The organism is Xanthovirga aplysinae, assembly GCF_009711365.1.
Classification (GTDB): domain Bacteria; phylum Bacteroidota; class Bacteroidia; order Cytophagales; family Cyclobacteriaceae; genus Xanthovirga; species Xanthovirga aplysinae.
In genome coordinates, this window is sequence record NZ_SMMB01001223.1 from 1 (window position 1) to 12,613 (window position 12,613).

General features: G+C 35.3%; 9 protein-coding genes. 5 read left to right on the plus strand and 4 right to left on the minus strand.

Annotation, left to right across the window (positions count from 1 at the left end):
• Nucleotides 1–803: sensor histidine kinase (locus tag E1171_RS17640; RefSeq protein WP_155207378.1), on the minus strand; the 803-nt coding region annotated here is incomplete at its 3' end.
• A gap of 377 nt (nucleotides 804–1,180) precedes the next feature.
• Here E1171_RS17640 and E1171_RS17645 point away from each other — a divergent pair.
• Nucleotides 1,181–3,556 (plus strand): TonB-dependent receptor, encoded by a 2,376-nt coding sequence (locus E1171_RS17645; RefSeq protein ID WP_187696520.1) that lies wholly within the window; start codon nucleotides 1,181–1,183, stop codon nucleotides 3,554–3,556.
• Nucleotides 3,557–3,869: 313 nt separating this feature from the next.
• Nucleotides 3,870–5,306, plus strand: a complete 1,437-nt coding sequence (locus E1171_RS17650; RefSeq protein WP_155207380.1) for a serine hydrolase domain-containing protein — start codon at nucleotides 3,870–3,872, stop codon at nucleotides 5,304–5,306.
• Nucleotides 5,307–5,602: 296 nt separating this feature from the next.
• Here E1171_RS17650 and E1171_RS17655 read toward each other — a convergent pair whose 3' ends face one another.
• Entirely contained in the window at nucleotides 5,603–6,085 is a 483-nt protein-coding gene (locus tag E1171_RS17655) for a hypothetical protein (protein ID WP_155207381.1), read from the minus strand.
• 360 nt (nucleotides 6,086–6,445) lie between these two features.
• On the opposite strand from E1171_RS17655, the gene E1171_RS17660 reads away from it, so the two are divergent.
• A complete protein-coding gene (locus E1171_RS17660) occupies nucleotides 6,446–7,486 on the plus strand; it encodes a hypothetical protein (protein ID WP_155207382.1) in 1,041 nt (346 codons plus the stop codon).
• Between the two features lie 389 nt (nucleotides 7,487–7,875).
• Here E1171_RS17660 and E1171_RS17665 read toward each other — a convergent pair whose 3' ends face one another.
• Complete coding sequence (locus E1171_RS17665) at nucleotides 7,876–8,994, minus strand: glycosyl hydrolase family 17 protein (protein ID WP_187696522.1); 1,119 nt, start codon at nucleotides 8,992–8,994, stop codon at nucleotides 7,876–7,878.
• 796 nt (nucleotides 8,995–9,790) lie between these two features.
• Between E1171_RS17665 and E1171_RS17670 the strand changes: the two genes are divergently transcribed.
• On the plus strand, nucleotides 9,791–10,252 hold the full coding sequence (locus tag E1171_RS17670; RefSeq protein WP_155207384.1) for a hypothetical protein: 462 nt from the start codon (nucleotides 9,791–9,793) through the stop codon (nucleotides 10,250–10,252).
• 57 nt (nucleotides 10,253–10,309) lie between these two features.
• On the opposite strand, the gene E1171_RS17675 is transcribed toward E1171_RS17670, so the two are convergent.
• Entirely contained in the window at nucleotides 10,310–11,560 is a 1,251-nt protein-coding gene (locus tag E1171_RS17675) for a hypothetical protein (protein WP_155207385.1), read from the minus strand.
• Between the two features lie 375 nt (nucleotides 11,561–11,935).
• Between E1171_RS17675 and E1171_RS17680 the strand changes: the two genes are divergently transcribed.
• The gene (locus E1171_RS17680; protein ID WP_155207386.1) at nucleotides 11,936–12,574 is read left to right on the plus strand and encodes a 3-keto-alpha-glucoside-1,2-lyase-like domain-containing protein; all 639 of its coding nucleotides are present in this window, start codon (nucleotides 11,936–11,938) and stop codon (nucleotides 12,572–12,574) included.
• Nucleotides 12,575–12,613 lie beyond the last annotated feature (39 nt).

Here is a 12,613-nt window from a genome sequence, read left to right on the forward strand (position 1 = left end):
ACTAAAATTAAAGGTGTTATAGGTGTTTTTGGGTTATCAATATCTTGATTAAAAACAAGCTCTAATCGCTCTCCATATCGCAATTGCTCTAGGTCAATATAATTCTGGATAAGCTTTATTTCCTTATCTATGGGTACACGATCGTCATTACATTGGTATAACATATAATCCAACATTTCAGAGAGCTTTAAAACGGTCTCGGAGGCCTTATCGGATTTCTGAAGTGTAAGCGCATAAAGGTTATTTAAGGTGTTGAACAAAAAATGTGGGTGAATTTGAGCCTTAAAAAAATTGAGTTCGGCAGATACCTTTTCTTTTTCTAATATTTCATGTTTACTTTTCTCCTCAAACCGCTCTTTTAAAAGTTTGGCAACCACAACCATAAAAACGGGTAAAAATACGCTGTAAAAATAACTATCATACAAAAATTTTATATCTGTAAGTATTTCCAGTATAGACTCCTGCCCAAATGGGGGCTCCCTGTATAACTCTTCGATTATATGCACTACCAGAATACGACCTAGGGCTGAAAACAAATAGCTCCCTAGAATAAGAGAAGCAACAAACAACAGGTATTTTTTCCTATATAAGAGTTTTGGGATTTGAAAATACATCAAGCTATAGAATGCCAATATTTGCGGCACCAACATAATAAGCCGATGTATAAAAGTCTTATAGTAAGAACCATAATGTATTTTAAGTGTAAGCGTATAGAACAACAATACACCCAACCATAGGAGTATATGGGTTAACCAACGTCTTTTAATAATATTATTAATTAATCGTGTTTTTATATCGTTCATAATTATTTAGGAATTGCACCAAAAATACACTTAAAATCCTCCCGTTTTTAAAATTCTGCCGAATATTCATTTGCACCCCACCAATACTCGAAATCTACTGACCAATTTAACACAACATGGGTAATCTATTATATGTGCTACATAAAACCGTATTCGTCTAAATTCTAAAAAGTCCTTGACTTTTATGAAGACTTTTGAACTACCAATTAATGGGTAAAAACCACTTTAAACCTAAAATGACATTAAGGTGACATAAAAATGCCGTAACAAAGGCGAGCTCATTTCAATAGGTTTGTCTCTAAGCAAATAGAAAAATAATGAATCCACAAACAATCACAAATTACCAGGTAAAACGAGGAAGTTTAAAAACAAAAATTATGATACGAATTTTATGTATAGTATTATTTTCATTTGGCTCATTATTAGCCTTCGGAAATGAAATAAAAGTAGAAAAAAACATTAGCGGCATAATTTTAGATGCCGAAAGCCGGGAACCCTTAGCCTATGCAACAGTGGCGGTCTATTACAATGGGACCCTTATCGATGGCATCATTACCAAGGAAGATGGAAAGTTTTCAATGAAAGTCAAACCAGGAGATTACCTCCTAAAAGTAGAATTTCTTTCTTATAAAACTTTTGAAAAACAAATCACCCTAAAAGATCATCTCGACTTAGGAGTCATTGCCTTGCAAGTAGATTTGCAAGCTTTAGAGGCTGTAGAAGTTAATGCGGAACGGTCTAAAGTGGAATTAAAGCTGGATAAAAAAGTTTTTAATGTGGGCAAAGATTTGTTAGCTCAAAATGGTTCTTTAAGCCAGGTGTTAGACAATGTTCCTTCTGTAGCTGTAGATTTAGAGGGAGTAGTAAGTTTGAGAGGGAATACCAATGTAAGTGTTTTAATTAATGGGAAACCTTCTGTACTTGCTACTAATAATAGTTTAGATCAAATATCGGCTCAAAACATAGAACGAATCGAAGTTATTACCAATCCTTCTTCTCGTTATCAGGCTGCCGGAACTGCGGGAATAATAAACGTCATTTTAAAGAAAAATAAATTAGAAGGCTTTAGTGGTTCTGTAAGTTTGTCTTCTGGAAGTCCAGCTGATTATAATTTCAACACCCATCTTAATTATAAAACAAAAAAGTTTAACTTCTTTTCTACTTTTGGATACCGCTTTGTAGATAATATAATAACACAAGACGTTAATCAATCTTCAATTGTTAATGGACACACCGTTATTCTCGATCAAGTTGCAGAAGAAAAGAGAAATGCCAAAATAAAAAGTTTGTTTATAGGTGCGGATTATTTTATAAACGACCAAAACACCATCACCGCCTCCTTTTACAAAACCTTAAGAAGGTTTAAGAATAATACTTCCTATCACTATGATTATTTTGACGATCAAACTATGCTTGACAGTACCCTAGTGAGATATGAAAATTATCTTGAGCCACAAGACCACAATCAATTAGAACTAAGTTATGTAAAAACCTTTGACAAAGAAGGCCAAAAACTAACCTTAGATTTTCAATACGATTTTTGGGATGATGATGAAATGGAAAACTTAACCACACATCAGGTTGGCATTACTGAAAGTGATCCACTTTTTTCCCGGACACGAGACATTGAAAGTAGTAAAGATTATTTAGTACAGTTGGATTTTATTAGGCCGTTTAACAAAAACGCCATTTTTGAGACAGGATTACGTGGGGAAACTCGAATTATTACAAGTGATTATAAGGTAGAAGAATTTGATGGGGCCAATTGGGAAATCTACAAGGACATTGCAAATGTTTTGGATTATAAAGAGGAAATTGGAGGGGCTTATGTTCAGGTTTCAAATAAAGTAAATAAGTTTAGTTATCAACTAGGCCTTCGAGCAGAAATTACAAAAATCAGCATTTCCGATAAAAAGAACGTTTTCAAAGACAGCAAAAAATATACTAATCTATTTCCTACGGCACACCTCACCTATTCGTTTACCGAAAGTACTAATATGCAATTAAGTTATAGCAAACGCATAAACAGACCTGGTTTTTGGTACTTAAATCCTTTTGGAGGGCTAGCCGAATTAAACACACAACGCCAGGGAAATCCAGATATGGATCCAGCTTTTACCAATGTTTTTGAACTCGGTTTCCTAACACAATGGGGTGAATTAAGTATAAATCCATCCATTTATTTTCACCATACCACCGCCTATTTTGAATTTTACACAGACCGTGATGCAGATGGTGTATTAATCACTAAGCCAATTAACTTAGATCATGAGAATAGAATTGGCTTCGAGCTTTCTACCACTTACACCCCTTATAAATGGTTGCGATTATCTGGTGAGCTTAACTACTATTCCTACCAACAAAGAGGTGATTTTAACGATCAAAATTTTGATTTCGACGATAGTTCATGGTTTACAAGAATTAGCTCAAGAGTCAAACTCCCTTCAAATTTCACCCTGCAGGCCAGTTATAATTTCAGAGGAGAAAATGAAAGTGCTCAAACTATTATCAAATCTCGTTATTTTATGGATTTAGGAATGAGTAAAAACCTATTGCGTAATAATGCCACTCTCACCTTAAACGTCCGTAACCTTCTTAATTCCAGAGAAGAGTACTTAACAAGAACTGGAGAGAACTTTAATTACCAATCCCATAGAAAAATAAAAGGGCCAAGATATAGCCTAACATTTAATTATCGATTTAATCAAAAAAGTAACACAAAAAACAGACGTCCCGGAGCCAGTAATAGATGATGAAATAAATATCTCTTAACAAGGAAGAGACTCCTAATCTAAGGTTTCAAAGGCGGCTTCTTCTATGGCATTTGTTATGCCATCTCCAAGGCTGGAAAGTGCCCTGGTTACCTGGAACAAATGCTGATTTAACTATTTGATTCTAGAAGGGTGTCCAACAAAACAAAGGCTCCTTTCAAATAGCTCGGTTACCTTAGATCGAACGAATAGTTAAAGGGGGCAAGACCAAAAGGTAAAAAAAGAAAAGAACATTGTATATAGTTAATGCTCCCTAAATGGTCGCAAACCAAATACACAAAACATTACCCATGATATGACTCAAACAACGAAAATAACCCTAATCTTAATCTTGGCATTAGCATCCTCCTTTTTAAACAAAAAAGAAAATTCAAATTACAATCAAGTCATAAATAAAAATTATGCTTTGGTAGACACCCTTTCTCTTGAATTTTTACAAAAGACTAAATTACCAGGCATATCCATTACCGTAAGTAAGAACGAAAAAATCATTTATTCGAAAGGTTTTGGTTTTGCGGACATTGAACATAAAATAAAAATGCAACCCATTACTCAAATAAGGACAGCTTCGGTAGCAAAAGTTATTACAGCAACGGCATTGGGTCGATTGGCTACAGAAGGAAAGCTTGATTTTGATGCACCCATAAAAAATTACATTCCTTATGTAAACAAGCAATTTGCTAATCTCACATGCCGACAATTAGCGGGGCACACAGCAGGGATTCAGCATAGACCTCCAAAGAAAAAAAAGAAAAACAAATACTATCCAACAGTTAAAGAAACTGTTGGGCTATTTGATGAAACACAATTGCTCTTCGAGCCAGATACAGATTATAAATATTCCACAAATGGTTACAATCTACTTGCAGCGGTAATAGAAGGAGTTACAGGAAAAAAATACACCGATTATATGAAAGAAGAAATTTTCACTCCCTTAAATATGCATCAAACTTTTCCTGAGATACGATCTGAGCTTTCATCAAATGATGCAGCCATGTATTATTTCAACAAAGGAAAACTTATCTTAGATTCAGAATTTTTTGATGGAAGCTATAAGATGGCAGGAGCAGGATTTAGAAGCACTTCAGAGGATTTAACAAAAATGATGAACGCCTATTCCAACGGATTTATATCAAAAGAGGTGATTGAAACAATGTTTTCAAGCCATACATTAAAAAATGGCAAAAAAACTAACGTGGGAATTGGCTGGCGGCAAAATAGAGATATGAATAACAGATCCACCATAGAACACGCAGGAAGTTGGCAAGGTGCAAGAACGGTTATCGTCTATTATCCTGAAGAGCAATTAACCGTAGCGTTAATGATAAATGCCCAATGCCAAATTTTTATTGAGGAAACAGCCCACCTACTTGCCCAAATATTTTTAAATAAACCAAAAAGCAATCTTGTTTTAAAAGATTTGAACAAACCATTAGAAATAACCAATAATAAACCAAATGGAAAAACAGATTGGTATAATGGGAGGTTAACGTTTTTAAATAATCGAAAAGGCAGGTTACAAATTCAAACCGATAAGACTTGGCTTACCTCTAACCATATTTATTATTTAGGGACAGGAAATGATTATTTACTATCAACAACCTATGGATTTATGTACTTAAATCTGCACCTTTCACCTGAACTGGAAGGAAGCCTATACCAATATCAAGGGGTTAATGATTTATATCATATGAGTAACAAGCCAATGCTTTCACTGGTAGAAAGGAAATAGATTATATAGCCAATAATGTTTAAGTGATAACTCCTCCCACCCCACCCGGCCTCATTTGCAATGAGGCCGCATCTTCTACTGTATAAGTAAAACCAACTCCAACACTTGTAAGTGTCCTGAATACCTAGCACAAATTCTGGTTTTACTATTCGAATCTGAAAGACTGTCAATCATAATAAAGGTTCCTTTCAAATAGCTTTCAATAAAAAACACTGCTGAATTTCACATTAAAAATGCCTAATGATAGGCTTTAATTAACAATGCGAATACATTACAAATGTATCCGATAGGGAAAACTAAATATTGATTTCTAGGTGCTCAAGCTCCATTTGGTAATCATATTGCAAATCTTCATGCAAACCAGAAAGTATTTTCCCAATGGCTTTCAATTGACGTTGGTAAAGATTGCGCAGCTTGAGACTATCCTGTATCGAAGGTCTGATCTCCGCCATTTCAGAGCAAAAGTAAATCAACAATTCCACTTCCGTTTCCTTATTTGGGGAGTAGCGAATATACTTTTTAGCCATGCGTAGGATCTTGCGCACACTCTTATTGATGAAATAATAACTTGAGGTATTGATAAGGGAAAACTGTTCCTCCATTTCCTTTTTTACACTTTCAACAAAAGCCGCCTCGTCAGCCGCTTCAAATAAAAGGTAACTTAGCAGTTCTTTATTTTCTTTCTTAAACTTCGAGAGCCTCAAACACAATTCTAACAACTCCTTAGGACTGCGATCACCGAGCTCATGTTTGAGTTCTTTAAGACTGGCTGTTTTCATCCGCTAAATATAAAGACTTATACAGCATATCACTTCGTCTTTTTCAATACTTTTAAATAAAGTAACTCCATTTGGTCTAAGCGATACGATTAGACCAGTCGGGAATTTTTATGGCATAAGCTTTAAAATACGAGAGTCCAAAGAAAAAGCAGGCGAAAGAGAGATGGTAAGAGCAAGGGGGGAATAGTGCCCCTTAACGAAATCTAAATTGGTTAAAACCATCAATTAAGTCAATATATAATTTACGAATATTAGGCATAGTTGTCCTTTCATCTCAAATTGCACTTAAGAAAGTTAATCAATAAAAATATCAAAAAAATTACAAATTCAATGTACAAAAATAAAGAAAATAACATATTTATGTTTGTAATAATTGATGGAATCAATAATTTAGCTAAAAAAAACACCGTAATGAAGAGAGCTATCATATTGTTTTTATCAGTCCTAGCAATAAGTATATCACCTATTAAGGCCCAGTTTTTTGGGAAAGATATTGAGGATGCAAACAAAATTAAATCAAGTATTTTAGGGGTTGTAGCCTATGAACCAGGAGAAAGGATTCTCAAGCAATTTAGAAAAGATCCGGAACGATTAAAGCAATATAAAGAGGAAGTCCTCCAGATGAACCAAATGATTAAGGAAGCAATGGAGAAAGAATGGAGTTTCTCCGGTAAGCTGGAATTTTTGACACAAGAACAAGCAGATAAGATAATTGATGAGAAGAATGAAGATTATTGTTTGCTTCAGGTACAAAAGGTAAAGAATTACAAAATGAATGATTTTTATAGTCCCAACCCAAATTTTGGTTTTAATTCAGCCGCTGACTTTGCTTACCATATGCAAATGGTAGGCAAGAACAATGCACTTCTTATCAAATGGGGAGGCAAGCCAAAAATTGAAATTGTCCGCACACCATTTCCCAAAATAGGGGTCAGTAAAGGAGGAATTTTATTTATGGTCAATAATCTCCAAAACCAATTGGTGGATTTGACAGAAGGAGGAATCAACAAAATATCTAAGTTAAAAAAAGACGTCAAAAGCCGAACGTCCAAGCTTAGGGATAAAACACTTCTAATACCAAAGTCACTTATGAGTAAAGGCCTTAGCAAACAAATTGAAAAGGAGAAATTAAATAAATATTACCCTAATAAGTATAAGGTGGTAGACGAAAAGGAGTTGGATGAAATAATTTTGGAAAAAAATAAAGACTACGCCTATTTTTCAATCCTATCCGCCTTTGCTGAAATGAAGGGAAAAGAATTGTATAATTATTTTATCGTAGATGCAGAAGACAGCAGGTTCTTATTTATGACCGGATCGGCTGTTGCTGGTGCAAATGGACAAATTCATCACGGTCAACTTATGATGGCTGAAAGAGATGCTAAGAAAAGTCAGTTATAAATTTCAGCTTTAGCTTGTAATTACTTTCCTTAGATCTATACTATTTTCAATAGCCTTTCAAAAATTGAAAGGCTATTTTTTTACCAACCCTTTTTATCGTTTGAAAATAGGAGGTACGAGGTGAGAATTTGAAATGCCACAGTAATGAATTACATATAGAATAAAATAATTAGGTAGTACAGTTTAAAAAGAGATCAGGTAATCAATACAAAAATAAATCTAAGTCAGGCGTTTAAACTGATTCGAGTAGTATAATATTGAATTTGAATGCAATACAAATCAGGACATTATTAAAGTCTAAGTGATGATATTAAAAAAGCCAAAAAAAGGAAATTCTCCCAATTTCAGCTTTTTTTAAATACCAGACACTTTCAAAAAACCTAAATAGCTTAAGGTTCTTGGTTATGCAAATTCCATGTATAATTTGGGTTTCCATTTTCATCATTAAGGCCCCATGTCCTTTCAAATACACCTAGCGCAAGATCTTTATTTCCTTCATCCGCCCATTCAAAAAAGTATGTAAGGTGCTTCGTATTAGGACGAAATGGGGTACCTCCAAATCCTCCCCTAGCCAGGGTTACCATTCCATTATTAAAACTTTGGGCACTCCCAATTGAAGCACCACGAACAGTTTCAGGACCATGAGGCCAACCCGTTTCTGACAAAGCCAGTGGTGCGTCTACCCCCAAATCTTGCATGGCATGGTAAACCCCATCAATTGAAGCAGACATATTATCAGCGTAAAAGAGACCATTTGCGGGATCAAAAAATTGTCCTGCTGTTGGATTCCCGGGATCTCTGGAGATGTTAAAATCACAAAATTCTATTGGAACATTAGAATCGTATAACTGAGTGAAAAAAGGAAAGATATTTACAAAAAAAGGGGCACCCTGCTCGTTCAATAGTGTAAATAGTTGTCTAAAAATTGGTTTTAATTCAGCCTTAAACCTTCCACTTGAAGGTGGAAAAGTGTTTTCAAAAACGTCGTAATTAATAGGCGTAACGATTTTTATATCCAAGCCTTCCTTTTGCACCTCCTTTAATAAATTTTGCATGGCAGGTATGATCACCTGATCATATTGCCCATTAAAAGCGGGATGAAAGACTTCATTACCCACATGACAATAATTTATTATAGAGGCATACCTCCTTAATACTTCCATTTCCGGCTCCACATTACCCGAGGCCATATCGGCCAAACGATCAAGGTAAATGGTCACGGCTACCTTCATACCTTCCTCTTCAGCAGCATCCAACACATTGGTATTCATACTGTAAATTCTAACCTTATTTATCCCTTTACCCTTCATGGCTTTAAATTGCTCTCGGTCATCTAAAGGGATTCGCTGAAAATCGGTTCCAAAATCCATTCCTATCCATTCATCTCCTTGCACTAAATCTGGTGGTGGAGTGGTGTTTTCTCCAAGCATTGTATCTTGACAAGAGGTAAGGGAAAGGATTAAAATAGGTATAAAAAGTAGGGGAAAAAATAAAGTGGACCTTTTCATAAGCATAAAAATTAAAAGACTAAAAAATAGGTTTTTCCTTATTTGAAGATGAGGCTTTTTATATCTCTTTAGAGTTTTTTTAAGCGTAAAAATGGATTTTTTTCAAAGCACTATTAAAAGGCTTCATGAGAACCCACCGAAATAATAATAACGGCACAAAGTCCTTGCCATCACATTAACAATTTTAAAGCCCTGGAGAGAAAAAGTGGACCTTAGGAAAATTTTAATTAAAACAGGAGAATATTTTAATTCTGACCGGAGGCTTTACCTGGCTTCACTTGCAAGGAGGAGACATCCTCTACGGCATCATCTTAACTTTAAGGCTAATAACCCTCCAATCAATTTAAAAAAATGGTGTAATCTATAAACCTGGATTTATAGTAGTGCCAGGGATTAGGTAGGAGACAAAGGTTTGTTAAATATTATTTTGCTTACATATGCATCCTAAAACCAAACACTTTAGAAGAAATAGTTGAATTAGGTCCTAGCGCAACGCAACGTTTAGGCCATCTTTTTAAAACCACCCTTATTATACGATTCCTACCTCTGTTTTATAAAAGGGTTCACACCATCTATCCAGGAGTTGCGTTTACTAAAGAATTATTAAACCTTAGCCTTTATATCATTCACCAAATTCAAGAGTTGGCTTTTTATTAAGTCTAGGGTTTGCAAAATTTGTACCCACGAATCCTTTAGGTAAATTGGGCCTCTAAATAAAACAGTAAGTTTATTTTTGCCTTCTAATCACCTTAACTTCTTGATTTTCATTTTAGCCTTTTCACCAAATCTATAGCTTATGTATACAGAACTTTTATTATTTCATTCCTGGTTTCGTTGGTTGGCAGTACTTAGTTTACTATACGCTATTTTTTTGGGATACAGAGGTTGGCTAACCCAAAAACCTTTTTTAAAATTTCATAATTCAGTTCGGTTTATCACTATCCTCATCCTGCACCTGCAGTTAACCCTTGGTATTTTACTTTATTATATTAGTCCAATCACCAGCTATTTTATAAAAAATTTCAATAACGCCGTTTCACAGCAGGAAATTAGATTTTTTAGCCTGGACCACAGTACTGCCATGCTCTTTGCCATCGTCATTGTGAGTATTGGGGCAAGTAAAGTGAAACGGAAAACCACGGATAGGGAAAAGTTCAAAACCATGGCTATTTGGTTTAGCATTGGGTTTCTTTTTATTCTAGCTTCCATTCCATGGGAATTTTCCCCTTATGTTAGCAGGCCCTTATTTAGGTATTAGCACTGATTACATTTCTGGTCTAAGCGTTTCGCTTAGACCAGTTGAGGGTGTGCCAAATTAAAGGGCTTTTAGTTCCGTTTCTCTCAAGACTCCCCCTCCTTGAAAAACAAACTGATAGCCCACAATTGGGCCGATATCATCAGTAAAGCTCCCTTGGAAGGATAAATTATTATTAATAAAAATTTCAACCTGTTTGTCCTTCACTTTGCAAACTACTGTCACCCAATCTGAAAAATCGACACCGAAAGCGGAAAGGTCTGTTGTTTTCCCTGATTGGTATTCATTTCCAACAATTAAACCCAACTCTCCTACACATCCTTTAATGGAAAGCGGAATAAGATGAACGCCATTTTGAGCAAACAATTTTATTTGTACAAATTGACAGACCGCCTGCCCCTGATTAAAAGTGCTTTTAAGTTGTGTTTTAAAATAAAAATTATCGCTTGGAACTTCCCTTTCTTTGCTGATATTAAACAAGCTTAACTGGGGAATTTCATTTTTCAAATCATAGCCCATTAATTGTAAATCCTGTGGAGATATGCCTATCCCATCCCCTTTCTCTATTTCTTCTTCACTGAGATATTTGGGAATTGGCATCTCATCAAGAGTACCCAGCCAACCCTCCGTTTCTATGTATAGATCATGCTCATTAACGATGGAATCGTTCAAGATTAATTTGGCCCGATAAAAACCTGGATAATAGTAAGTGCCTGTAAACTCATGCTTATTTTTATCAACCTTAAAACGACGCTTTGAGTCCCAACTTTGCTGTATAAACACACTATCCGCATTAGAATTTGAAGCATCGTATTGAAAAACTACCGTATTGGGAAGCCCAAGGGTTACCGGACTGCTTTTGAAAATAAGTTCACTATAAGTAAGGGGCTCTGTATCTTTTTTGAATCCCCACAGTAAAGCTAGTAACAAGACCAGCAGGGCCATCCCTACCAACCAATACTTTTTCCTTCCTCCCTTACCAACGGGCTTTGAGGGAGACGCCTCAAAGGAATATTTTTCTTCCTCCATTTGCCCAGGTTCAACAATTGTGGCCGAAAATGTCCTCCAATCTTGATAACCTGCAAATTGAGCCAAAACATTCAAAGTAGATAAATTGGGAGTACTGTCATAGCGAATTTTCCCCCAAACCCTTTTAAGGGTACTGCTACTCAGTTTCACTTTTGTCTCCTCAAAAATCCGTTCACTTAACATTTCAAAATCTTGATTTTGCCAGTGTTCACTAGGTCCCCATGCCAGTTTGTTTTCGATGAGCCTCCTACATTTTGCTATACAGCGTTTTTGATTTTGCATGGAAATTCCAATTTGAAATTATTTGAACAAGCCTTGAACAGGCCCCTACAACAATATTTACCCAATTTTGCCTCAGTCCATTTTTTAAACAATAATAAAAAAAACATGAAAAAAGTTAAAGGGCTACAGCCCTTAGTTTGCATTTACCTGCGTGACATGAGTGAAACATTAAACGATTCTGAAATGAAAGTATTTGAGTATTCTAGTGATTTTGGTTTATCCCATTAGAAATGGAAAGGTGAAAAATAAATATGGAAGGAGCATAAAACGAAAGCTAATAATGACGAGCTGCCATGGTTTGCCAAGGCGCATTAAGAGCAGCAGATACCGGGATCATTTGCCCTTAATAAATTATTAAATAAAAAATCTAACCTTATGAAATTTTTATTAAACTTATTGCTATTTGTAGTCACCTCAACAAGTGGATTTAGTCAAGCTATTAACTTAGCAGAACAACTAAAATGGAATAACATTACAATTGTTAATAGAGAAGTCTCCAACTATGAAACCGATGGCATAGAATTAAATGCCAGAGAAGGAAATGGGCTTGCAATTTTAGATCAAGTTGAATTTAAAACCGGAACAATTAAACTTGAAATTAAAGGTGAGAACGCCCCTGGAAGAAGCTTTGTTGGATTTGCATTTAATATCGAGAATGACACAACCTATGAGGCTGTATATTTCAGACCTTTTAATTTCATTGCTAAAGAAGCAGAAAGAAAAAGCCACATGATGCAATACATCTATCATCCCGTTTATACATGGTATAAATTACGAGAGGAAAGAACAGATGAATTTGAAAGAGAAATGCAAACTCCTCCCAAGCCAGAAAATTGGTTTAAAGTTAAGATTGAGGTTAAGGATAAAAATGTAGTGGTGTTTGTAAACGGGCAACCTGAACCTGATATGAAAATTGAGAGACTGACCTCTTCTACGCCAACAAAAATTGGATTATGGGTCGGGCATGGATCATCTGGAAGATTCAGAAATCTCATCATTTCTAAAGAGCAGTAAAATGTATTTAAGACACTATCCGGAAAACTGTGTAAGTAG